At 61.2% G+C, this 21,765-nt stretch carries 22 protein-coding genes; 13 read left to right on the top strand and 9 right to left on the bottom strand.

What is annotated here, in order from left to right; all coding sequences use genetic code 11:
* The first annotated feature begins 12 nt into the window (after nucleotides 1–12).
* Complete coding sequence (locus ACSOSP_RS26080) at nucleotides 13–285, top strand: hypothetical protein (protein ID WP_455311253.1); 273 nt, start codon at nucleotides 13–15, stop codon at nucleotides 283–285.
* Nucleotides 286–561: 276 nt separating this feature from the next.
* Nucleotides 562–1,023, top strand: coding sequence for a MarR family winged helix-turn-helix transcriptional regulator (locus ACSOSP_RS26085; protein WP_455311255.1), 462 nt, complete (start codon nucleotides 562–564; stop codon nucleotides 1,021–1,023).
* Between the two features lie 184 nt (nucleotides 1,024–1,207).
* Here the strand turns inward: ACSOSP_RS26085 and ACSOSP_RS26090 are convergent, their stop codons facing one another.
* The 4 genes from ACSOSP_RS26090 to ACSOSP_RS26105 all read right to left on the bottom strand — a co-directional run bounded on the left by ACSOSP_RS26090 (nucleotide 1,208) and on the right by ACSOSP_RS26105 (nucleotide 5,507).
* The gene (locus tag ACSOSP_RS26090) at nucleotides 1,208–1,780 is read right to left on the bottom strand and encodes a hypothetical protein (protein WP_455311257.1); all 573 of its coding nucleotides are present in this window, start codon (nucleotides 1,778–1,780) and stop codon (nucleotides 1,208–1,210) included.
* 12 nt (nucleotides 1,781–1,792) lie between these two features.
* The gene (locus ACSOSP_RS26095; protein ID WP_455311258.1) at nucleotides 1,793–2,509 is read right to left on the bottom strand and encodes a hypothetical protein; all 717 of its coding nucleotides are present in this window, start codon (nucleotides 2,507–2,509) and stop codon (nucleotides 1,793–1,795) included.
* A gap of 146 nt (nucleotides 2,510–2,655) precedes the next feature.
* The gene (locus ACSOSP_RS26100) at nucleotides 2,656–4,023 is read right to left on the bottom strand and encodes a sigma-54-dependent transcriptional regulator (RefSeq protein WP_455311260.1); all 1,368 of its coding nucleotides are present in this window, start codon (nucleotides 4,021–4,023) and stop codon (nucleotides 2,656–2,658) included.
* The gene (locus tag ACSOSP_RS26105; protein WP_455311261.1) at nucleotides 4,008–5,507 is read right to left on the bottom strand and encodes a sensor histidine kinase; all 1,500 of its coding nucleotides are present in this window, start codon (nucleotides 5,505–5,507) and stop codon (nucleotides 4,008–4,010) included. The genes ACSOSP_RS26100 and ACSOSP_RS26105 overlap by 16 nt, the downstream gene beginning before the upstream one ends.
* Nucleotides 5,508–5,876: 369 nt before the next feature.
* On the opposite strand from ACSOSP_RS26105, the gene ACSOSP_RS26110 reads away from it, so the two are divergent.
* Nucleotides 5,877–7,112, top strand: coding sequence for an MFS transporter (locus tag ACSOSP_RS26110; RefSeq protein ID WP_455311263.1), 1,236 nt, complete (start codon nucleotides 5,877–5,879; stop codon nucleotides 7,110–7,112).
* 100 nt (nucleotides 7,113–7,212) lie between these two features.
* Here ACSOSP_RS26110 and ACSOSP_RS26115 read toward each other — a convergent pair whose 3' ends face one another.
* A complete protein-coding gene (locus tag ACSOSP_RS26115) occupies nucleotides 7,213–8,097 on the bottom strand; it encodes a bifunctional helix-turn-helix transcriptional regulator/GNAT family N-acetyltransferase (RefSeq protein WP_455311264.1) in 885 nt (294 codons plus the stop codon).
* A 158-nt stretch (nucleotides 8,098–8,255) separates the two neighbouring features.
* The gene (locus tag ACSOSP_RS26120; RefSeq protein WP_455311266.1) at nucleotides 8,256–8,831 is read right to left on the bottom strand and encodes an NnrU family protein; all 576 of its coding nucleotides are present in this window, start codon (nucleotides 8,829–8,831) and stop codon (nucleotides 8,256–8,258) included.
* A 97-nt stretch (nucleotides 8,832–8,928) separates the two neighbouring features.
* Here ACSOSP_RS26120 and ACSOSP_RS26125 point away from each other — a divergent pair, with 97 nt between their 5' ends.
* From ACSOSP_RS26125 to ACSOSP_RS26145, 5 genes are all read left to right on the top strand, one after another.
* A complete protein-coding gene (locus ACSOSP_RS26125) occupies nucleotides 8,929–9,606 on the top strand; it encodes a TetR/AcrR family transcriptional regulator (protein ID WP_455311267.1) in 678 nt (225 codons plus the stop codon).
* A 305-nt stretch (nucleotides 9,607–9,911) separates the two neighbouring features.
* On the top strand, nucleotides 9,912–10,451 hold the full coding sequence (locus ACSOSP_RS26130; RefSeq protein ID WP_455311269.1) for a fimbrial protein: 540 nt from the start codon (nucleotides 9,912–9,914) through the stop codon (nucleotides 10,449–10,451).
* Nucleotides 10,452–10,563: 112 nt separating this feature from the next.
* Nucleotides 10,564–11,337 (top strand): fimbria/pilus periplasmic chaperone, encoded by a 774-nt coding sequence (locus ACSOSP_RS26135; protein WP_455311270.1) that lies wholly within the window; start codon nucleotides 10,564–10,566, stop codon nucleotides 11,335–11,337.
* A 132-nt stretch (nucleotides 11,338–11,469) separates the two neighbouring features.
* Nucleotides 11,470–14,058 carry a fimbria/pilus outer membrane usher protein gene (locus tag ACSOSP_RS26140; RefSeq protein ID WP_455311272.1) on the top strand — a complete coding sequence of 863 codons (2,589 nt, stop codon included), beginning with the start codon at nucleotides 11,470–11,472 and terminating at the stop codon, nucleotides 14,056–14,058.
* A 164-nt stretch (nucleotides 14,059–14,222) separates the two neighbouring features.
* Nucleotides 14,223–15,236 carry a fimbrial protein gene (locus ACSOSP_RS26145; protein ID WP_455311274.1) on the top strand — a complete coding sequence of 338 codons (1,014 nt, stop codon included), beginning with the start codon at nucleotides 14,223–14,225 and terminating at the stop codon, nucleotides 15,234–15,236.
* Nucleotides 15,237–15,518: 282 nt separating this feature from the next.
* Here ACSOSP_RS26145 and ACSOSP_RS26150 read toward each other — a convergent pair whose 3' ends face one another.
* Entirely contained in the window at nucleotides 15,519–15,863 is a 345-nt protein-coding gene (locus ACSOSP_RS26150; RefSeq protein ID WP_455311275.1) for a hypothetical protein, read from the bottom strand.
* 389 nt (nucleotides 15,864–16,252) lie between these two features.
* On the opposite strand from ACSOSP_RS26150, the gene ACSOSP_RS26155 reads away from it, so the two are divergent.
* The gene (locus tag ACSOSP_RS26155) at nucleotides 16,253–16,543 is read left to right on the top strand and encodes a hypothetical protein (protein ID WP_455311276.1); all 291 of its coding nucleotides are present in this window, start codon (nucleotides 16,253–16,255) and stop codon (nucleotides 16,541–16,543) included.
* A 139-nt stretch (nucleotides 16,544–16,682) separates the two neighbouring features.
* Complete coding sequence (locus tag ACSOSP_RS26160; RefSeq protein WP_455311278.1) at nucleotides 16,683–16,898, top strand: hypothetical protein; 216 nt, start codon at nucleotides 16,683–16,685, stop codon at nucleotides 16,896–16,898.
* Between the two features lie 42 nt (nucleotides 16,899–16,940).
* On the opposite strand, the gene ACSOSP_RS26165 is transcribed toward ACSOSP_RS26160, so the two are convergent.
* A complete protein-coding gene (locus tag ACSOSP_RS26165; protein WP_455311279.1) occupies nucleotides 16,941–17,864 on the bottom strand; it encodes a LysR family transcriptional regulator in 924 nt (307 codons plus the stop codon).
* 132 nt (nucleotides 17,865–17,996) lie between these two features.
* Between ACSOSP_RS26165 and ACSOSP_RS26170 the strand changes: the two genes are divergently transcribed.
* The 3 genes from ACSOSP_RS26170 to ACSOSP_RS26180 are packed head-to-tail and all read left to right on the top strand — an operon-like array spanning nucleotide 17,997 to nucleotide 20,288.
* Nucleotides 17,997–18,881: an intradiol ring-cleavage dioxygenase gene (locus ACSOSP_RS26170; RefSeq protein ID WP_455311281.1), complete on the top strand. Its 885-nt coding sequence runs from the start codon at nucleotides 17,997–17,999 to the stop codon at nucleotides 18,879–18,881.
* Nucleotides 18,878–19,231: a Dabb family protein gene (locus ACSOSP_RS26175; protein WP_455311283.1), complete on the top strand. Its 354-nt coding sequence runs from the start codon at nucleotides 18,878–18,880 to the stop codon at nucleotides 19,229–19,231. The genes ACSOSP_RS26170 and ACSOSP_RS26175 overlap by 4 nt, the downstream gene beginning before the upstream one ends.
* Entirely contained in the window at nucleotides 19,218–20,288 is a 1,071-nt protein-coding gene (locus ACSOSP_RS26180; RefSeq protein ID WP_455311284.1) for a maleylacetate reductase, read from the top strand. The genes ACSOSP_RS26175 and ACSOSP_RS26180 overlap by 14 nt, the downstream gene beginning before the upstream one ends.
* Nucleotides 20,289–20,341: 53 nt before the next feature.
* Here ACSOSP_RS26180 and ACSOSP_RS26185 read toward each other — a convergent pair whose 3' ends face one another.
* Nucleotides 20,342–21,736 carry an MFS transporter gene (locus ACSOSP_RS26185; protein WP_455311286.1) on the bottom strand — a complete coding sequence of 465 codons (1,395 nt, stop codon included), beginning with the start codon at nucleotides 21,734–21,736 and terminating at the stop codon, nucleotides 20,342–20,344.
* Between the last annotated feature and the right edge of the window lie 29 nt (nucleotides 21,737–21,765).

Here is a 21,765-nt window from a genome sequence, read left to right on the forward strand (position 1 = left end):
GGAATTTCCATCATGAAGACCAAGCTCATCGTTGCATTGCTCGTCGCGGTTTCCGCGTTCGCCGCCGCACCCGTGTTTGCCAGCGGCTATGGACCGGCGCCTTTTTACCGGCCCGCGGTTGGCGCACCTGCGTCGCAAAGCGGTCAGAGCGTGCGAACCGTCACCGCCGAACGCGCCAACGCAACTGGCTCGGACGAGGCGTATGGCGATGTAGTCTCCGGACTGTCTCAAGCGGGAAGCCATGTCGCCGTAACGCCGCGCAATAGCGTCTTCGCTCACCACTAGACCGGGCATCGCTGCGTCGCTGGACTGTCGCGCATTTTCACTCCTCATGCGCGACGGTCACCACCTAGCATCGCAAGCGACCTGCAAGCCTTATCGAACGTTTTCCGGCGTTGCTGAATTGAGGACAGCGCACCCGCGACCGCTAGGCCCCCATGAGACCAACCAGGGCCGCTCTCTACACGGCGGCAGTCGAGATTCACTCCGTTGCGAGAAAATCGCATGCGATGTATTATTTCAGCATTGCAACATGTCGCGCCCCAGCCAAAGAGGATCCAAATGAAAACTGCGAACCAAGCACCCGCTGCGGCCGTGCCGCTCTCAGACTACCTGTGCTTTGCGGTCTATTCCGCGAACCTGGCGTTCGGCAAGGCGTACAAGCCGATCCTCGAAGAGCTTGGGCTCACCTATACGCAATACGTCACGATCATTGCGCTGTGGGAGCAAGACAACCAGACCGTCAGCGGTCTGGGCGAGAAGCTGTTTCTGGAATCCAACACGCTCACGCCAATGCTGAAGAAGCTCGAGGCGATGGGTTATCTGGAACGGCAGCGCGATCCCGAAGACGAGCGGCAGGTGAGGGTCAGTCTCACGAAAACCGGCCGGAGGCTGCGCGAGAAAGCGCTGAAGATGGACCTTACCGACGCGACGGGCCTCGCGCCCGACGAGTTCGCGAAAGTACAGAAGGCGATCGTGGCGCTACGTAACAATCTCATCGATGCAGTCCAGGCCGGCGAATGAGCGCTGAGTAGCCCGATCGAGACAATCGTTGTCGCGACGTGGTCAATCGAAAGCCCGGTGGCCATCATCGATCGGGCGTACCCGACGCCGCAGCGATCCTTCGCCGTTAGCACCGCAGGCGTTCCGTCACAAACACTCATCGGACGGTGAGCCGTTGAGAATCGCCATGCGGTTGGTGAAAGCCTCACATATCGGAAGCAGAGAGTGATTCTGCGTCGACGAGATACGCGATTTCCTCCACTTCGATTGTCGAACCGAACCTGTTCTTCACACCTTGTCCCCACGCTTGCACATAAGCGCCGGGTGTCAGGTAGGCCTTAAGCTCTGCAGCGGCGTGCGGCGGCATGCGCAACGAGGTGCCGCCCTCCAGCAGCGCGCCGCGCAGTTCTCCTTTTGGTCCATGGAGCGAGAGCACGACTTTCCCTTCGGCATCCATTGGCCTGCCATCGTGTTCTGCATGGTGCTCATGGTGCGCGTGACTCGCATGATGCGGGCCTTCATCCACGATCTCCTTGCCCTGCGCGGAAGTCAGCGCCACTGCCGCGACAATATCGGCGTCGCGTGGCTTCACGCCGCGAATACGAACCCTGTCGTCGATGGCGATGTGCTTCGCCACCTGCTTCGCCAGATGCGGTGGGAAGTGGACTTGCCGGGCGTGATCGAGAATGAAGCCATCGAGTTCGCCGTGGGGGTTCAACAGGAACTGCGTGAGCTTGCCGCGCGTTTCCGGCAGACAGGCGGGATCGATCCAATGCATTTTGATACTCCTTTATTGAGGCGAGGTGTTGTAGATGGAAGTGAGATTGCCCGGCGTGCCGAAAGCGGTAGCCTGCAACGATTCGCCATAGCGGTTGCGGGTTCCATAACCTTCGGCAGCTACCGTCGTGCCCGGTTGCAGGAGGTTCGCGAATTGCATCGCGACCGGTGGCGTCAGCTTGATGACAGTGCCATCGGCGAGCAGCACGCCGTCGGGTTCGCCGCGCGGCGCTGTAGTCACGCGCAAAACGCGTCCGCTTGCGCCGAGCTTGACGAGCCCGGCACCGCGCAAGGAACGCGGCGACGGTGCGGCACCGGGACTCTCCGGCGGCTGGTCCACGAAGCGTCGACCGGTTCGCGTCTGCTCGATCTGCTGCGCCCTGATCGACTCGCCCGGCACCGCGAAACCGGTGATGCGAACGTCGTCTCCCGGCGCTATCGATGCCGCCAGTTGCAGCCCCACGTGCGGAGGAAATGCAACCAGCGTATTGTCCGCGAGAAGCAGGCCATCGACGTCACCTTCCGGGTTGATCAGGATGCGGCCGACAGAACCGCTGATCGTCGTCATGGCGCCGGGCTGCTGTCCAACCGGAGGCGGTGGCATCAGGGGCGCCGCGGGCGATGGAGCCGATGGCGCAGATGGTGCAGCAGGCTGCGCGGCGCACGCGACAGCCGAAGCGATCAGCATCGACGCAAAGGCGAAGCGGGTGACTGAGTGAAATGTGTTCATCGTTGAGACTCCCGGCATTCAGTGTTGAGCAAGTCATCTTGCAAGCACCATGCCGGGCAAGAGAACCCCGATCCACGGGCCTCTTGAGGATCGCAACAAACCGATGTGTCCATGCGACCGACAGCACGCGTCAAGCAACTGGACACTTACCCGAGCTTGTACGCGGCCAGTTTTGTATAGAGCGACTGGCGGCTGATACCGAGCCTGCGAGCGGTTTCAGCACGGTTGCCTGAAGTCGCTCGCAATGCCCGTTCGATAGACGCACGCTCCAGCCGTTCGATCGCTTCCGGTAACGGCAGGTCGAGCAGGGCGTCGGCAATGCCGACCGTCGCCGCAGGCGCGGCCATCAGGAAAACCAGGTCGTCGGCGATGACGAGCGGGCCGCGCGCAAGCGCTGTCACACGTTCCATCGCGTTCTTCAGTTCGCGTACGTTGCCAGGCCACGGGTAAGCGAGCAGGCACGCTTCGGCGGCCGGGCTCAGCGAACGCGCCGGTGCTCCACGCGCCGCCGCGAGCGCAAGGAAATGCGTGGCGAGTTGCGGGATATCGGTAGGACGTTCGCGCAGCGGTGGAAGGTGGATCGGAATCACGTTGAGCCGATAGAACAGGTCTTCGCGAAACGTGCGCGCCGCCACCTCGGCGCTCAACTCGCGATGCGTCGCCGCGATGATCCGCACATCGATCGATACGTTTCGTTCGCCGCCGAGCGGCGTCACCACGCGCTCCTGGATCGCGCGCAACAGCTTCGCCTGCATGTTGAGCGGCAGGTCGCCGATTTCATCGAGGAAGAGCGTGCCGCCATTCGCCTGCGCAAAGCGTCCCGGCCGATCCGCAACCGCGCCCGTGAACGCGCCCTTCACGTGACCGAACAGCTCGCTCTCGATCAGTTCGGCAGGAATGGCCGCGCAGTTGATCGCGACGAAAGGCCCGCGTTTGCGCAGCGATACATCGTGCAGTACGCGCGCGGCCACTTCCTTGCCGGTGCCGGTTTCACCCGTGAGGAGAACGGTCGAATCGCTCGCGGCCGCGCGGCCTATCTGCTTCTGCACTTCACGTAGAGACTCGCTCTTGCCGATCAGCCTTGGAGCGCTGTCCACAGGCTCCGCAGGCTTCACACGAGCTTCGGGCCCCGCGTCCTGCGGGCCGCCCGACGCGCCGATCCTGTCCATCAGCGCGACGATCGCATCGCGTCCGACCGGCTTCGTCAGGTGCTCGAACGCACCGAGGCGCATGGCGTGGATGGTGTTGTCGCTGGTCGCGAATGCAGTCAGGATAACTACGGATAACGCATTGCGTGCGGGTATCGCGCGCAGTCGTTCGAGCACGTCGATGCCGTTCATATCGGGCAAACGAAAATCGAGGAACACGCAATCGAAACGTTGCAAGCCTTCGAGCAGCGCGAGCGCCTCGCGGCCCGTGCCGGATTCCGTGATCCGATGGCCGAGGTCCGCGAGAGTCTCGGCGAGACTCTCGCGAAAGGCATCGTCATCGTCGACAATCAGGATGTGCGCCATGGGATCTCGATGACAAAACACGCGCCATGATTACGCGGGTCAAGGAAGGCTCGGCCGCCATGCGCGGCCGAGATCTCCCGCACCACGGCCAGACCCAGCCCGGAACCTGCCGGATGGCCGGTGACGAAGGGTTCGAAGATGCGCTCGCGTTCGTCTGGCGCCACGCCCGGGCCGTCGTCAGCGACTTCAATGCGAAGCATGTCCTGGAAGCGCCGCGCCAGCAACGTCACATGTCCGCCCGAGGGCGTGTGGCGCACGGCGTTCAGCACGAGGTTATCGATAGCGCGCGCGATCTGCTCCGCGTCCAGGCTAACCGGATCGTCCGTATCGGAGTCGTCCGGGACCGAGAGCGACAGCGAGACCGCGGCGCGCACCGCCGCGTCACGATGGAGTTCCACACGTTCTGCCAGCAATGCGTCCAGCTTCACCGGATGCGCCTCGATGCGCACCGGCTGCGTCAACGCGAGCAGGCCTGTCAACTGGCCCTCGACGCGCTGGATCTGCGCGAGTATGGCCACGAGCGCGTGGTGCCTGCGCTCCGCGTCGCCGGCCAAGGCATTTTCGGCCTTGAGCCGCATGGCGCCTATGGGGTTGCGGATCTCGTGCGCGACCTGGGCGGCGAGCCGTCCGAGCGCGGCGAAACGTTCGGCGCCGGCGAGCCGCGCGTTCAGGTCGACGGCCTGCTTTTGCAGCGCGGCGGTCTGCTCGCCATAGGCGTTGAACGCGCCGACAATCTTGTCGAGATCCGGTTCGCCGGTGGATGCCAACGGTACAAAGGCATCGCCGTGCGGCTCGCGCATCGTCAGGCTTGACTCGATGCGTGCAAGATTCGCGCGCCAGCGTCGCAGCAGGATGCCGAGCGCAATCGCGATCACGACGATCGTCGCCAGCAGCACCGCGAGCACGGACACGAGCGTCTTGCCGTAAGGTCCAAGCGGTGGATGCGCGCGCGTGAGGGTCCACGCGAACAGCGTGTCGCGATGAGGCACCGGGCAGGCGGCGACCACCACGGCATCGTCTTGTCCTTCCACGAACTCCGACGCGCTCGCATGACGTGCGGCAGCTTCACGGAGCGTGCGTAATATCAGCGGCGTCTCGGCTTCGGGGATATCGCGCTTGATGCCGCTGCCCTGGTAGGTCGGATACGCGTACGCGTCGAGCGTCCCGCGAGCGAGGTTCGTATTGCTCCAGAATCCGCCTTCGACGCCCTGCATCTGCGCGAGCACGACATCGAGGATGGCGTGCATCAGATCGATATTCGGCTGGGGGCTTCCCGCCGTGCGATCGGTGGAGAGATCGTAGCGCGACGCTACGGTTTCGCAGGCGCCGAGGGCGGTTTGCCGCGCGAGGCCGACCTGCCTTCCCACGTTCGCTGCCGCCATGAACCAGACGAGACCGATGAGCACCGCGCACATGACGGCGACCAGCACCCAGAACAGGGCGAGGGTGCTGGCGAATGAGAGGCGGCGTGAGACTGCGGGCATGGATGCGGTCGGGCCAATGGCACGTAAGCGAAGGGATAGACGGTGAAGCAAGTTCCTCGCCCGGGGTTGGAAAGTGTCGATTCAGCCTGACTGATAGCGTGCGTAGCGTGCGCTGCCCGCTGTCCAGTTAGTGGACGCCGGGTGTCCAGCAAAGCGACGGCAGCGGTCAGGGATGCCGCCCCCGTGCTTCTCCCACAAGCTTTGCGCCGATGGCATGCGGCTTGCAAAAGGTAGCGTTCAGCCGGCTTTGCCGGCAACTTCGCGAGCCATCGACATCATGCTGACGTGGATTTATTTCGGTAATTTGCATGTCACCGCCACTCTCGGTTCGCAGCCCGGGCCGAACCAGAACGCTCGGAGATGACGGACGTGAAAGCCACTCGACCGCTGGAGGCGCTCAACTTCTTTATCGCCGACGTGCAGGCTGGCATCGGCCCGTTTCTGGGCGTGTTTCTCCAGTCGCGCGGCTGGGGCGCGGACGCAATCGGCACCGTGATGAGCATCGGGGGACTTGCGGGCATGCTCGCGACGACGCCCGCTGGCGCACTCGTCGATGCCACCCGCAGCAAGCGGTCGGTGGTCGTCGTGGCCGGCTCCATGACCGTACTCGCGGCCTTGCTCCCGTGGATCGCGCACGGTTACTGGACCGTGGCGGTGTCGCAAGTGGCAACCGCTATGACCGGCGCCGCAATCGGTCCCGCGCTCGCCGGCATTACGCTCGGCATCGTGCGCCAGCGCGGCTTCGATCGGCAGTTCGGCCGCAATCAGGTCGCCAATCATGCGGGCAATGTGGTCGCGGCAGCGCTCTCGGGATGGTTTGGCTGGCGCTTTGGCTTTGGCGCCGTGTTCGCGTTGAGTGCGCTGTTCGGCGCGTTCTCGGTGCTCGCGACGCTGCTGATTCCGGCTGGCGCCATCGACCATGACCATGCGCGTGGACTTGAGCGCACGGGGTCATCGGAACCGCAGAGCGGCCTGCGCATCCTGCTTGGCTGCCGGCCGCTCCTGCTGCTCGCGCTTGCGCTGGGACTCTTCCACCTCGGCAATGCGGCGATGCTGCCGCTCTACGGGCTCGCTGTCGTCGCCGCGCACCAGGGCGACCCGAGCGCGTTCACGGCCGCGACCATTGTCGTGGCGCAACTCGTGATGGTGGTCGCCTCATTCTTCGCCAACCGCCTGATCCAGTGGCGCGGCTACTGGTGGGTCATCCTGATCACGTTCGTGGCGTTGCCCGTGCGTGGGCTCGTTGCCGCAAGCGTGATCCACGCGTGGGGCGTATGGCCTGTGCAGACGCTTGATGGCATCGGCGCCGGGCTGCAAAGCGTCGTAGTGCCAGCACTCGTGGTACGTCTGCTTAACGGCACGGGCTGCGTGAACGCGGGCCAGGGCGCGGTCATGACGGTCCAGGCAGCAGGTGCCGCGCTTAGTCCTGCATTAGGTGGGATGCTCGCGCATCACTTCGGTTTTTCGACGGCCTTCATTGCGTTGGGTGCTCTTTCCACGGGCTCCCTCGCGCTGTGGCTTGGCTTCGGCTCAAGCCTTCGGCGCGCCTGCCACGTGTCCTCTGATTCCGGCTTGCAACCGGGTCTTGGCGAGTCCGCTTCGTGAGGCTGAACCAGGATGTCGTGCGATCACTATCGAAAGTAGTCCGGGAAATCATCGGCCCTTCAGACGTCCCGCTGGAATTCGAAGCGAGGAAGAGGTCAAGTCAGGGCAACTTCTTTTCGAACCAGTGGTGGGCGTATGGCTCGGTGTTGAACGCATCGACTTCGACGTATCCGGATCGCCGATAGAGCGCGATCGCTTCGTGTAATGTTCGATTCGTCTCCAGGTGAATGACACGCGCCCCGTTCTGCCGGGCATGTTCCTCCGCCTCGTCAATCAATCGCCGGCCCAGACCCAGGCCGCGAGCGGACGAGCTCACCCACATCCTCTTGAGCTCAGCCGGTGACTTCTCGTGAAACTTGAGTGCGACACATCCTATCGGATTGCCGCGGAGTCTCGCCACGATCAACGCTCCTTCCGGAGCCGTCAGTTCACGGGTATCCGCTGACAGGCTGACCGCCGGGTCGAATCCCGTTTCGAAGCGTTCGTTGAGTTCGGCGAAATATTGCGCAAAGCACCATCGCGCGTCATCGCTATTCGGATCCTCGATGGCGAAGCGCACCAGGGATGGCTGTAGCAAGCGCTCCACTTCACCCATTGCTGTGACAAGCCTGCGGCGCTGCTCATCGCTTAGCGGTTCGAGCACGTGAGTAGCGACCGCGTCTGATAGCCGTTCAAGTTCAGTTCTTTCATCGATGCCGGCCTTTGTCAGGCACGCCCGGCGCACTCTGCGATCGTCCGATTGCGTCTGGACGACGACAAGTCCCTGCCGTTCAAGAGAAACGAGCGTACGGCTGAGATATCCCGAATCGAGGCTGAGACGAGCGCGAAGAGCACGGAGATCAGCGCCGTCAACGCCGATCTCCCAGAGGAGGCGCGACTCGCCCATCGGCCGGCCGCGCCCGAGGAAACGGTCATCGATAGCGCCGATGCCCTCAGCGACTATGCGGTTAAAACTACGAACCTGGCGAATGTCGGATGCGTTCATATCTCTGACTTTAGTCAGAGATTGTGATTGCGTCAACGTCACATCGAACTGCCTGGCGGTGATTGATTTAACGCTTTCCCGCTGCGCACTGGTCAGATCAGGCCCTTCAAGCGAGCGTCAGATGCATTACGACTCGTGGCTTTTGAAAGCTGCCGCATTCATCCCAACGGCGATACTCCGACCACGCGCGCATGGGCCCATAGCAACACGAACGCGTACAGCCCCAGCCCGGCGACGACCACGATCACATCGTTCATTGCCGAAGCCGGCGCGCTCGGCACCGGGTGGACGTTGGGACGCCGGCTGACCGAGATCAGGTCCGCGACCGCCCAGACGAGGAAGGCGCCGAACAGCAGCAGATCGTTGAGCGTACCGTTGGCGAGCAAATGCGACGCCGCCCATAAAATCACGGCGAGCAGCATCGGATTCCTGGCGAGGCGTTTAACGCGGCCCGGCAGATAAGCCGCAATCAGCAGAGGAAACACCGGCAACATGAGCAGGAATGCGAGGTGGCGCAGGGCCATCGACGGCGCGTAGACCATGACCGGTAGCTGTCGTGCGATGCCGTAACCGTAGATCATCGCGACAAGACTGACGATCGACGTCAGCGCATACAGTCCTTTCCACCCGTTCTCGCCCATCCTCGCGGCCTGTGCATCTCGCCAGCGTGGCGCGACGATGGAGATGGAGTGGATACCGAGAAAAACCAGGAGACCTGCAACGAAGAGTGTCATCGGTTCGATTGAATGTTGACGGTAGCAACATTTAAAGTAGATGCTGTGTTTAACTTCGTCAAGATAAAATTGACGGCGTCAACATTGGCGGAAACAGATGGCTATCAAGAAGACGGGCAAACAAGCATCAACCGATGCCGCCAAGCGTCCGTATCACCATGGCGCGTTGCGTGAGGCAATGCTGGAAGCAGCCGAGCGCATCCTTGCTCGCGAGGGCATTGGCGGGCTTACGCTGCGAGCCGCTGCACGAGAGGCCGGCGCTTCGCATGCGGCGCCCAAGAACCACTTCGACAATGTGACCGGGCTGCTGAGCGAGCTGGCAGCCGTAGGATTCCGGCGCTTCGGGAATCGTCTGCTCGATGCGGCGGCCTCCGCGAGCACTCCCGAGGCGCGGCTTGCCGCCCAGGGGCGCGCCTACGTCGAGTTCGCGACGGAGTTTCCGGGCCTTTTCATGCTGATGTTTCGCAGCGAACGGCTCGACCTCGATAGACCAGGTTTGAGCGAAGCGATGAGCCGCGCGTCGTCGGTGCTACGCGCGACGGTCGGAGCGCCGCAAGAGCCCGACGCCGCCCTGTCGGCGGATAGCGCCGCGCGCATAGTGACCGCCTGGGCGCTTGTCCATGGATTCGCCTTGTTGCAGATCGACGGGCGTCTCGACCCCATAGTCCGTAGCCTGCCGGGAGGTATGGACGCAATGGCGTTGCTCGATGTCATTCTGAACGCGGGAGGTGGCCAACTGAGCAGTCACAACCCTCTCGCGTTCCAGGAAAAATGACTTGCCGGGATGATCCTGAAGAATATGTAGGATAGCAAATCAATCGACACCATGGACGATGACGATCGCGAACGACCGCTATCTCGCTCAGCTCCTCGGCTGGCACGAAGAATAGAAATTTAACCTTTGGCCCAATCGCCCTGGTGATTCCAATTCTCTCAGTCAATATTTTAGGAATGTTCTTTTAGGAATGTTCTTATTGGTTCTTGCGTAGCTGGAGCCTACTTTTTTCATAGCGAGGCTTATGAGAGGGGAATGTCTGCTTCGCTTGTCATGTCTCAATCCACTCTTTCTATGGGTCCACCATGAAAACCAAGCTGATTTCCGCAGTGATCTTCACCGGTGCCGCCACGGCATCGCAATTCGCTGCCGCTGCTGACGGCACGATCACGTTCAACGGCACTATTACGGCACAGACCTGCACGATCAACGGAAACGGTTCGGGCTCCAGTAACTTCACCATCACGCTGCCGACGGTCTCGTCAAGCACGCTTGCCACAGCCGGTCAGACCGCCGGCCGCACGCCGTTCAGCATCGCGCTGACAAATTGCACGCCGAACTCGGGCAACGTCCGTACGTATTTCGAGTCTGGCCCGACGACCGATCTCACGACCGGCAACCTGATCCTGAACGCCGGCGGCGCTACCAACGTGGAAATCGGCCTGCTGAACTCCGATTTAACGAACATCGCGGCTGGAGCGGCCGAGGCATCGCAGAATTCGAAGCCGGTCGCGATCACTAGTGGCAAGGCAACGCTGAACTACTACGCGCAATACGTTGCAACTGGCGCAGCAACGGCCGGCGCAGCTAACTCGAGCGTCATGTACACAATGGCGTATCAGTGATCTTCAGACAGTAAGGGCGGATATCAAACAGTCAGCGTTACCTTTCGTAGGGCGAAGCAGGCATCTGACTGCTTCGCCATACTAACTATCTAAGCCATTCCGGTGGATCGCCATGAGCATTAAACAATCATTCGGGTCCGTCGTTGCTGCGGCGTGCGTGACGTTGGGATTGGCCGGGGCGATTCGTGCGCAGGCATCGGTCGTTATCGCGGGCACGCGTCTGGTCTACAACGCCCGGGACCACGAAGAGACAATCAAGCTGTCAAACGAAGGCAAGTCCCCGGCGTTGGTGCAGGTATGGATTGACTCGGGCGACGCAAATACCGCACCGTCCGCGATCGACGTGCCATTCGTCGTGATGCCGCCCATCTCACGTATCGACCCGGCCAAAGGGCAAACGTTGCGTGTGGTCTACACCGGGGAGGCATTACCTCAGGACAGGGAATCGGTGTTCTGGCTCAATGTGCTGGAAGTACCACCCAAGGCGGCCCCGGACGAAGCAGATGTCAACAAGCTCCAGTTGGCGTTCCGTTCACGAATCAAACTGTTTTTCCGTCCTGCCGGCCTCAAGGGCCTGGCAGAAGAAGCGCCCGCGCAGATCAGCTGGCGCCTGGCACGGGCCGGCAACCAGCCGGCAATCGAGGCGCGTAATCCAACGCCATTCCACGTGTCGTTCACGGCAATAGAGGTCAGCGCCGGTGGCAAGACGGCTACGTTCGACGATGGCGGCATGGTCGAACCGGGCGAAACCAAGGTCTTCCCACTGAACAAGGATGTGACGGGAGCAGCTGGTGCCAAGGTGATTTATCGCGCGTTGAACGACTTCGGCGGTCCGGTCGATGGCGACGCAACGTTGATGCAAGGCACTGCCGAATCAACCAAATGATCCTGTGCCCTTGGCACGCAAGGCCGTGCATGAGCACGCCTGCCCCTGGTTAATCGCTCCGAAAGACGAACGCGTGGACCGCGTCTCGTCGCAAGGGTGCGGCTTGTCCAAACATTCGACGGTGCTGCTGACATGCAAAGAGAGAATCGCGCTTACCTGTCTGCTCGTCTACGCCCCTGCAGCGCCGTTGTGCTGCTGCTGTTCACGGGCAGCAACGCATTTGCGGCCGGCACCGGTACTGTCACCCAGGCAGCACAAGTCGAGTTCAACGATCAGTTCCTGCAGCGTCCAGGCGAGGCTCATGTCGACATAAGCCGCTTCGACAAAGGCAACCTGGCTGCCCCTGGCGCCTATCGAGTCGATCTGTACATCAACCAGGCTTGGCTCGGTCGTGCGGAGGTGACGCTCAAACAGATCGGCTCCGACGTCAACAATGTGCAGCCATGCTTTAATCGCGCGCTGCTCGAACGTATCGGCGTTGACCTGGCGAAGCTCTCGCCGCAGGCTACTGCAGAGATCACGCAGGGCGCCGCCGGCGATTCAGCCGGCGCCTGTGTGCCGTTGCCTGAACTCGTGCCGGACGCGACCGCTTCATTCGATAACGGCGAACAGCGCATGGACATCAGCGTGCCGCAGGCCGCAATGAATCGCCAGCCGCGCGGCTATGTCGATCCGCGATACTGGGACGAAGGCGTTCCTGCCGCGCTGCTGCAGTACAACGCGAACGTCTATCAGGCGCAGGCGCAAGGAGTGTCCTCGACGCAAGCTTACGCCGGAGTGACCGCCGGGGTGAATGTCGGCCCATGGCGCTTCCGTCACAACGGTAATCTCACATCCAGTACCGGTGCAGGCACGCACTATCAGGATGTGCAAACCGAACTGCAGCGCTCGATTGTGCCGCTCAAGAGCCAACTGACAATCGGCGACGGCTTTACCGACGGCTCGGTATTCGATAGCTACGGTTTTCGCGGCCTGCAGCTTGCCACGGACGACATGATGTATCCGCAGTCCCAGCGCGGCTATGCGCCGACGGTTCACGGCATTGCGAACAGCAATGCGCTGGTCCAGGTCAGCCAGAACGGCAACATCATTTACGAGACCAACGTGGCCCCGGGGCCGTTCGTCATCACCGACCTGTATCCCACAGGTTACGGTGGCAACCTCGATGTCACCGTCACCGAAGCCGACGGCAGCAAGCACGTCTCCCAGGTGCCTTACGCATCGGCGGTGAATGCGCTGCGACCGGGAGTCACGCGCTATGGCGTCACCGCAGGGCAGTACCGCAGCCAGTTGGTGCATAGCACTCCGATGCTGTTTCAGGGCACCGTCCAGCACGGCTTCACGAATACGGTCACCGGCTACGGCGGGGTCGTCGCCACCGATGGCTACGTGGCTGCATTGGTGGGCGCAGCCCTGACCACTGGGTTCGGCGCGTTCGCTCTTGACGTGACGCAGGCCAATACGAACCTGACCGGGCAGTCCAGCCGCAGCGGCCAAAGCGTGCGGCTTGCATACAGCAAGCTGATCGAGCCGACGGACACCAACGTGACGCTCGCTGCGTACCGCTATTCGAGCAGCGGCTATCTGGGTCTTGCCGACGCAATGCAGATGCGCGACCTGAGCGCGCGCGGCATGAACAAGTTCATGTTGAACAGCGTGCAGCGCAGCCAGTTGCAGGTAACGCTCAACCAGACTCTGCCGAGCGGGTACGGTTCGTTCTATCTGTCCGGTTCAACGCAGGACTACTGGAATACCAGTGGCCGCACCACACAATTCCAGGCCGGCTACAACAACAGCTTCAGGCGGATCACCTATGGCGTTTCGGTATCGCGCCAACTCGACCTGACGACGGAGAAATGGGACAACCTCTGCATGCTGAATGTCAGCATCCCGTTGGGTATCGGTGCTCACTCGCCGTATTCGTCGACGAACCTGCAGCACAATTCCAGCGGCTCTACGACCGTGCTGGAGTCGCTGACCGGAGCGCTGGGGGTCGACAACGCGTTCACCTATGGGCTGAACGCCAGCACCAGCGGCGGCGGCGCGACACGCTCCTCGACCGGTGTGGGCGGCAACGTCGCGTACGTATCGCCGGTGGCAACGGTAACGGCTAACGCGTCGACGGCCACCAGTAATACGCAATATGGCGCCGGCCTGTCGGGCGGCATTGTCGCGTACGGCGGCGGGGTCGCGTTCTCGCCGACCATGGGCAGCACCATCGCGATTGTCGAGGCGAAGGACGCGGGCGGCGCGCGCGTGGCAAACGCCAGCGGCTTGCGCATCGATCCGTGGGGGCACGCGATTGTCTCGAACCTCACGCCGTTCTCGGACAACGAAATCGAAATCGACCCGAAGGGTCTGCCGATGAGCGTGGAGTTGAAGGAGAGCGCGCAACACACTGCGCCGACGGCGGGCGCGGTCGTGCGGCTCAAGTTCGACACCGAGGGTGGCGGGCGTCCCGTGATCATGCGGGCGAAGACAGCCGATGGTGCGCCGATACCCTTCGGCGCCCGGGTGACAGACGCGTCCGGGCAGGAAGTCGGCACCGTCGCGCAGGCAGGCCGTATCGTTCTCCACGGCATCAAGGGCGATACCGGCGAGTTCAGCGTGAAATGGGGTGAGGGTGGGAATCAGCAGTGCAAGCTGTCTTACGCGCTGCCAACGGTGCCCGACAGCAAAGCCGTCACGTGGACGGTGGTGGACTCGGTGTGCGGGAGCTGACTGGAGTGTTTGTCATGGCCTGGGCTGGCATGGATGTAATTTGATTGATGCTCCCCACAGGGTGTTGGCACGTAAAAACGAAGGTGATGAATATGTGTTGGTTTGAGCTATTGATTCGGCGGGCGGCTTTGCGGTGTCTACTCGGTACGTTCGGGGCAATCGTCATGCAGCTCCTGCCGGGCCACGCGTGGGCATCGGCAGTCTGTACGGGGACTGCGAACATCACCACCATTTCCATGCCGGCATTCGCGAGCGTGCCGCGTGATGCCGTGGCCGGAACGCTACTCAGCAGCTGGGTCAGTTCCCCCGCTGTCACGAACTACTACAACTGCATCGTGAGCGCCAGCACTGCGACGGGAGCCGAGTTCCAGCCCCTGTCGCTGATGCCGTCCGGCGTGAAGGTTTCGAATAACGGAGTCAGCACAACCGTGTTCAACACCAATCTTCCCGGCGTCGGTATAGCGATCCAGGTAAGGACCTACGCCAACGGCTGCAGTTGGCAGCCCTGGCAGGATCTCGGTACTCCCGGCTCCGTTCCTGGAGCTGGCAGCCCTCCTCCGGCGCCGTGGGTTGGGACCAACTGCAGCGCAAATGGCGTCAGGACGAATGGTGGGCAGGCATCGGTAGCACTGGTAAAAACAGGGTCCATTACGGCAGGAACAGTGACCGGGGGAGTTCTGTTCCAGGCTGGTTCATTCATAGCTCCAACGATGCAGTCTGGCATGTATCAATCGTTCACCGTCACTTCGACAGCCGTCACCGTCCTGTCCTGCACGACGCCAAACGTGACGGTATCGATGGGTTCGTACCCGGCCGCTACCTTCAAGGGGGCGGGTTCATCGTCCAACCCGGTCGGTTTCAACGTGGCGGTCAACAACTGCCCGGCGGGCATGACCAAGATTCAATACTCGTTCGATGCACCTGGCGGTGTGGTCAATGTGACCAACGGCGTGATCGCGCTGTCGAGCGATTCCACTGCAACAGGTATCGGGCTGCAACTGAAGGACAACTCCGGCAATGCGTTGAAGTACGACACACCATACACGCTGAGCAGTTATGTTACTTCGACTGGTGGCTCATACACCATTCCATTGACGGCAGCGTATTACCAGACCGGCACGGCAGTCACGGCGGGAACGGCGAATGGCGTCCTCACCTTCTTGATGACCTATCAGTAGCCCGAAACGCTTGAGTTGCGCGAAGTAGGGAGCAGAAACAATTTTGCTTCAGTTCCTGTAAGAAGCCTGCCGCCTTTTACAGGGCTCGGCAAGCTTGTAAAACTGCGAGGCGCTACGTACCGCCGGCTTCGTTCAACCTCAAATGCTTAATGTCCGGCGCTCTTGCAATCCAAGCCGCCATGCCGACTGGCGGCACTGCCGCGGACACCATCATTGTCGCGTGCAGACACACACTACGCTGTCACGCAGCTTCGCGGTTCATGCGGCGGCGTTACTTTTTGCCTACATGTAGCTGACGATAACCATCATGGTCTTGGAGCCGTTCGTATCCGGGAGACGGACCGTCGTCACGCCATAGCCGTACCCGTGCGAAGGTAGTCGCTGGATAGGGATTCCTTGAAGATCGACGAGCGCGGCATTGAAACTCGCAGGCCGCGCGCAATTGATAATCAAATGGGCAGTGCTGCTGGAGCGCGGCGCGGCGCCAGTGGGTACGTCCCCTGTGGTCAGCGAACAGCCCGGGTCGACGATAGCACCGGAAAACTGGATCGTTCCAGACTGCGCATGTGCATGTGTTGCGACAAGCGCCGTGACCAATGCCAGGCCGAATGTGCTGGTGAAATGCATAGGACACTCCGAAAGCACGGCTTGCGTTTATCGATCGGAACCCGCTGCCGGTCACCGGCACACCTCTTATTCATTATGGTTGGACGAGGATTCGTTTTTCAGGCCGATGAATTTTAAGATAGCCGGACCTGACTGCCAATGCAAGTGGATGTTCAGGGAGGTCCTGGGCAAACCGGCAGGGCGTTACCTTTGCAGCGTCGCCAGGGGGCTGGCGCGCAGACTTGAGGCGTCGGAAACAAGGCACGTTTTGCCGCCCGTCGTTTTTACAGAACCTTTATGGCGAGAAGCGTTCTTTCGACACGGCAATTACCGGGGAAGATCAACAATACCAAGCGATCCGAAGACGGTACGGTTTTCGGAAGATCGACACTATAAAAAGCGGGAGTACCATGACCGACGACGTTCGGGCTTTGATCGAAGAAATTCAACGATACGCAAGAAACCGCGCGCAGGACGTGATACGTGGCGCGGAAACGCCGGCGCTGGCTGCGCTGATGGTCGAGAAATTCGGTGAAGGTCTGGTAAAGGCGGGGTATCTGCTGGGCGTTGTGCGAGCCGATGAACTCAGGCATGAAATCGACCGTCTGGTACGCGAGATCGACGTGCACTACCCCAAGCATCTTCAATGCCGTTTTGAAGCGCGCCCGGCGGGACTGGCCATCAACGGCACGGCTCACTGAGCGTTGCTTACGCTGATGTTGCAAGCATACCTGGCCGTTTCCCGGCCGTGTGACAGATAAAGAGCACTACCAAGTATTGGTCGATTGAATTTTAATGCGAACTCCTTGAACCGGAGCGCACCAATTTATAGAGGATGTGATGGCTTTCAAACAAACCAAGGGCAACATGACCGTTGAGGCTTGTGTCCTTCCTTCTCCCGGCCAGATGTTCAAAGGCGCTATCCGCGTGACGACGGTTCGTGACGCCAAGACGATCGAGCGAGTGACGGGGCGCGGCTGTGGCCGCCCGATGCGCGATGCTGACGCTGCATTGGTGATGGCTGAGAGCGCCGCCAGACAGATGATCGGCGCCTGAGTTTTTCAAGGCCCAAGCGCGGCAAGGGAGCGTTCCGGTCGCTCACGGGGGCAGTGCGCTCCACTTCCTTGCAAGATCGAGTTGCCCGACACGGTCGATCAGCGCCTGGGTGAAGACGCGAATCTTGGCGGGCTGATGGCGCCTGCTCTGGTAAGCGATATTGATGGTGAGGCGGGGTAGTTGCCAGTCTTTGAGAACGGGCACCAGACGGCCGGAAACAATGTCGTCGTGAACAATGTATAGCGGCTGAATGACGATGCCCATGCCCGCATATCCCGCTGCACAAATGACCTGTCCTTCGTTCGAATCAAGCGCGCTTGTAATGGCGATGTCGCGGCTTTCTTCTCCCCGCGTGAGATGCAGCACGTAAGGGTCCAGCGCAAGGTTATAGACAAGCATGCGGTGGCCCGCAAGGTCCTCGGGTGTCTTGGGACGCCCATGCCTCGCCAGATAGCCGGGCGAGGCTGCCAGTACCCGCCGCGTCTCGGCCAGACGCCTCACCGTGATGCCGGAATCGCCCTCGTACTCACGCGTGCGAATGGCCACGTCGATACCCGCTTCGATGAAATCCGGATACCGGTTGGCCGCCACGATCTGCACTGATAATTCCGGATACTGCAGGCTGAACTCGGGCAGCCACGGCGCAATATGCATCATTGCGAACGAGACGGAACTCGTGACGCGCAACGTGCCGCGCGGGTTCAGCGCGGCGTCGCCCGCAGCAGAATCGGCCTCGGCCATCTCGGCCAGAATGGTGCTGCAGCGCCGATGATAATCGCGCCCGGCGTCAGTCAGCCAGAGCCGGCGCGTGGTTCGCTCAACCAGCCTTGCGCCCAGCCGCTCTTCCAGCGCATTCAACGTCCGGCTGGCCGCGGCGTTCGACATGTTCAGCTTCTCCGCCGCTTTGGAAAGACTGCCGGTCTCCGCCGTCAGGACAAAAAATTCGATCTGGGTGAAGCGGTCCATAAGGGATTTTTCCGCCTGGTGGAAATATCATTTCACTATAGCTCGTTTTATTCCAGCGAACCAAGGACTAATATCGACGCAATCAGACTCGCTGATCATCACTGGCAGCGGCCATAAAAGGAGACACCCACAATGCGCAATATCGACGAAGACACCATCACGCAGGCTGTCCTTGCCTCAATGGATGGATGCGGCAACCCACGCCTTCATACCGTCATGACGAGCCTCGTGCAGCATCTGCACGCATTTGCACGCGATGTGAAGCTCACCGAGGACGAGTGGTTCACGGCCATCAAGTTCCTGACGGACGTGGGTCATATCACCGACGATAAACGCCAGGAGTTCGTCCTGCTGTCCGACACGCTGGGACTCTCCATGCTGGTCACCACGCAGAACAACAGGAAACCTGCGGCGTGCACCGAGGCAACCGTACTGGGCCCCTTCTTTGTAGACGGCGCGCCGGAGTATCAGAACGGCGACGATGTATCGAATGGCGCGTTGGGCGCGCCGTGTTTCGTGCAGGGTCAGGTTCGCGGCGTGAACGGCGAGCCCGTTGCCGATGCGTCGATCGACGTCTGGCAGTCCGACGAAGACGGCTTTTACGACGTGCAGAAAACGACTGAAAACGTCGGCGACATGGTTCATAGCGCGCGAGGCAAGTTACGCACGCAAGCCGACGGACGCTTTCATTTCCGGTCGATTCTCGCCGAGGCCTATCCGATCCCGCACGATGGCCCGGTCGGAAAAATGCTCGACGCGCTGGGGCGACATCCGTGGCGGCCCGCTCATCTGCATTTCTGGATCAAGGCGCCCGGTTACGACACGTTGATAACCCACGTATTCCGGGACGGTGATCAGTACCTGGATTCGGATGCGGTGTTTGGCGTGCGCTCGAATCTGGTCGTGGAATGGGTGAGGCATGAACCGGGTATCGCGCCGGACGGCACCGTCATCGGCACGCCGTTTTATACGCTCGAGTACGACTTTGTCCTTAACCGCCAAGGGGTGGCGGCATGATCCGGCATATCGTCATGTGGCGCGTGAGTGGGGAAACGCCGGAGGCAAACCTCGCCTCGCGTCAGCTTGTCAAGCGCAGCTTCGAAGGGCTGCGGGGACGTATCCCCGGCTTGATCCATCTGGAAGTCGGCATGGATTCGAGCGCTGTGGACTATGCCTGCGACGTTGTCCTAGTGACCGATTTCGAATCGCAGCACGCGCTTGATGCCTATGCCAGTCATCCGGAGCATCTGCGCGTGAGGCAGCAGCTTACCGATATCCGGACCGCACGGTTTCAAGTCGATTATCCGGTCGAAGCTTTGACGCCGGTTTCACAGTCAACGGCGGAGACCATCAATGCAGGAATTTGACTTCGTCTATTCGGCGCGGGCAGCGCGAGTAGTGTTTGGCGCAGGCAGCCTGCAGCATCTTGAACGTGAAGTGCTGAACCTGAACGCCGAGCGCGCACTGATCCTGTGTTCGCCTCAACAACGCGACGTCGCCGAAATGCTTGCCGAACGCCTCGGGTCGCGCGCCGCCGGCATCTTCGATCGCGCCGTCATGCACGTGCCTGTCGAACTTGCGGTTGAAGTCCGGGAACTGGCTAAAAAATTAAACGCGGATTGTGCGATAGCGGTGGGTGGTGGCTCGACCATTGGCCTCGGCAAGGCAATCGCCCTCGAATCGGACTTGCCGATACTCGCTATTCCGACGACCTACGCCGGCAGTGAAATGACGCCCATTTTCGGCTTGACCGAAGCGGGCCTGAAGCGAACCGGAACCGACTTGCGGGTGCTTCCCAAGACAGTCATCTATGATCCCGAATTGACGCTGACGCTGCCGGCGCAACTGGCGCTGACGAGTGGCATCAATGCCATTGCGCACGCTGCTGAAGGGCTTTATTCGCGCGACGCCAATCCGATAATCAGTTTGATGGCGGAGGAAGGTATTGCGTCACTGGCGCGTGCATTGCCGGTGGTCGTCGGTCATCCGGAGGATAGTCACGCGAGGTCGCAGGCGCTGTACGGTGCATGGCTGTGCGGGACGGTGCTGGGCAGTGTCGGCATGGCCTTGCATCACAAGCTTTGTCATACGCTTGGCGGCAGTTTCAACCTGCCGCATGCGTCCACGCACACGATCATCCTGCCGCACGCACTGGCCTACAACGCAAGCGCCGCGCCTGACGCAATGAAGCGGATAGCACGCGCACTCGGGCACGACAACGCGGCGATGGGTGTGTATGAACTCGCAAAGGCGAATGGTGCTCAGGTCGCGCTTAGAGACATCGGGATGAGCGAGGCGCAGCTTGATCGGGCGGCGGAGATTGCCAGCGCCAACCCGTATTGGAATCCGCGTGCTGTTGAATACAACGCAATCCGTGCTTTGCTTCAGGATGCCTTTGATGGCGTGCCACCGCGCGAGCATTAATGCGCTTCGCCGTGATGCCACTTGATAGTGGCGTCACACAAGTCTTGCTCAGGTTAGGTTACGGCAGACGTTGAAGCAAAGAGCTTGTCACGCGAGAGCGCGGCAATCATCACGCAGGAAAGCACCGCAGGTATCGCTGCCGCCATAAAAAGGTGACCCGACGACCAGTGCAGTTCCATCAGATTGCCTGCAACTATAGGGCCGACAATCGATCCGGCGCGACCGACACCCAGGCTCCAGCCCACTCCCGTCGCGCGCAACGCAGTGGGATAAACCGTTGCCGCAAGCGTATTGTTCGCCGGCTGGGCACCTACAATGCCGAAGCCGCTGACTGCAACAAACGTCATCATCAGCGCGAAGGAAACGTGGGACGTCTGGCCGATCCCGGCGATTGCCAACGCTGCGATCAGATAGCCCGGCGCCAGGATACGGAAGAATCCCCAACGGTCGATAAGCGGACCCATCGCGATCGTTCCTATCACCCCGCCTACTTGAAGCGTGGTGCCGACAAGCGCCGCACGAGACACGCTGTATCCGGCATCGGCCGCAATGGTCGGCAACCAGTTCGCCAGGAAGAACAGGTTCAGCAGGTTCATGAAGTTCACGGCCCACAGGAGCAGGGTCACGCGCGCGCGTCCGGATGCGAATAGCGCACTGACCGGCATGCCTGCCGGCGCTTGCTCGCGCACGAGATAACGATGCGGCGCAGCGCTTTCGACGAGTGGAGCGATCTTGCCAAGCCAGTGACTCACGCGAGCGAGACCGCGCTGGCGCAGTACGAGGAACTGCATCGATTCCGGCAGGTAGGCGAGCATCGCTATCGCAATGGCAAGGGGAACGGCGCCGCCAAACAGGAACACGGACCGCCATCCTGCCGCCGGGATCAGCGCCGCCGATGCTATGCCACCGAGTACTGCGCCGCCCGTGAAGCCGCACGAGACCCACATCATCAGTGTTGCCCGTTTACGGGTCGGGCTGTATTCACTGACTAGCGCAATCGCGTTGCCCATGATGCCGCCAAGCCCCAGGCCGGTGATAAAACGTAACACCAGGAGTTGTTGCAGCGTCGAGGCGAACGAAGTCCCGAACATGCAGATGGAAAGAAAAAGTGTTGCGCCGATCAACACCGGCCGCCGTCCAATCCGGTCAGCGACCGGACCCAGGATCAGCGACCCAAGCATCATGCCGATCAGGCTCGTGCCGAAAACCGGCCCCATCGCCGCGCGGGAAACGCCCCATTCGCGAATGATCGACGGTGCGACGAAGCCCATCGCCTGAACGTCAAAGCCATCCATCACGACCGAGAAGCCCACGAGCACCATCACCCATTTCTGGAAGCGGCTGAGGGGATGGCTGTCGATAAGGGCGGCAATATCGATTATCTCGCTTGTCTTGACCGCTGGCGTGCTACTGCTGTGATCGGATAGTGCAGCCGATTGTGTGTTCATCGTGGCTCCGGACCTCTGCTGCATTGTTT

Source organism: Caballeronia sp. KNU42 (assembly GCF_053760385.1).

Coding starts and splice junctions, on each gene's coding strand:
- ACSOSP_RS26165 (WP_455311279.1), bottom strand. CDS start 17,864: ATGGACCGCTTCACCCAGATCGAATTTTTTGTCCTGACGGCGGAGACC.
- ACSOSP_RS26085 (WP_455311255.1), top strand. CDS start 562: ATGAAAACTGCGAACCAAGCACCCGCTGCGGCCGTGCCGCTCTCAGAC.
- ACSOSP_RS26115 (WP_455311264.1), bottom strand. CDS start 8,097: ATGAACGCATCCGACATTCGCCAGGTTCGTAGTTTTAACCGCATAGTC.
- ACSOSP_RS26120 (WP_455311266.1), bottom strand. CDS start 8,831: ATGACACTCTTCGTTGCAGGTCTCCTGGTTTTTCTCGGTATCCACTCC.
- ACSOSP_RS26150 (WP_455311275.1), bottom strand. CDS start 15,863: ATGCATTTCACCAGCACATTCGGCCTGGCATTGGTCACGGCGCTTGTC.
- ACSOSP_RS26180 (WP_455311284.1), top strand. CDS start 19,218: ATGCAGGAATTTGACTTCGTCTATTCGGCGCGGGCAGCGCGAGTAGTG.
- ACSOSP_RS26140 (WP_455311272.1), top strand. CDS start 11,470: ATGCAAAGAGAGAATCGCGCTTACCTGTCTGCTCGTCTACGCCCCTGC.
- ACSOSP_RS26125 (WP_455311267.1), top strand. CDS start 8,929: ATGGCTATCAAGAAGACGGGCAAACAAGCATCAACCGATGCCGCCAAG.
- ACSOSP_RS26160 (WP_455311278.1), top strand. CDS start 16,683: ATGGCTTTCAAACAAACCAAGGGCAACATGACCGTTGAGGCTTGTGTC.
- ACSOSP_RS26175 (WP_455311283.1), top strand. CDS start 18,878: ATGATCCGGCATATCGTCATGTGGCGCGTGAGTGGGGAAACGCCGGAG.
- ACSOSP_RS26170 (WP_455311281.1), top strand. CDS start 17,997: ATGCGCAATATCGACGAAGACACCATCACGCAGGCTGTCCTTGCCTCA.
- ACSOSP_RS26130 (WP_455311269.1), top strand. CDS start 9,912: ATGAAAACCAAGCTGATTTCCGCAGTGATCTTCACCGGTGCCGCCACG.
- ACSOSP_RS26105 (WP_455311261.1), bottom strand. CDS start 5,507: ATGCCCGCAGTCTCACGCCGCCTCTCATTCGCCAGCACCCTCGCCCTG.
- ACSOSP_RS26135 (WP_455311270.1), top strand. CDS start 10,564: ATGAGCATTAAACAATCATTCGGGTCCGTCGTTGCTGCGGCGTGCGTG.
- ACSOSP_RS26185 (WP_455311286.1), bottom strand. CDS start 21,736: ATGAACACACAATCGGCTGCACTATCCGATCACAGCAGTAGCACGCCA.
- ACSOSP_RS26090 (WP_455311257.1), bottom strand. CDS start 1,780: ATGCATTGGATCGATCCCGCCTGTCTGCCGGAAACGCGCGGCAAGCTC.
- ACSOSP_RS26155 (WP_455311276.1), top strand. CDS start 16,253: ATGACCGACGACGTTCGGGCTTTGATCGAAGAAATTCAACGATACGCA.
- ACSOSP_RS26080 (WP_455311253.1), top strand. CDS start 13: ATGAAGACCAAGCTCATCGTTGCATTGCTCGTCGCGGTTTCCGCGTTC.
- ACSOSP_RS26095 (WP_455311258.1), bottom strand. CDS start 2,509: ATGAACACATTTCACTCAGTCACCCGCTTCGCCTTTGCGTCGATGCTG.
- ACSOSP_RS26145 (WP_455311274.1), top strand. CDS start 14,223: ATGCAGCTCCTGCCGGGCCACGCGTGGGCATCGGCAGTCTGTACGGGG.
- ACSOSP_RS26100 (WP_455311260.1), bottom strand. CDS start 4,023: ATGGCGCACATCCTGATTGTCGACGATGACGATGCCTTTCGCGAGAGT.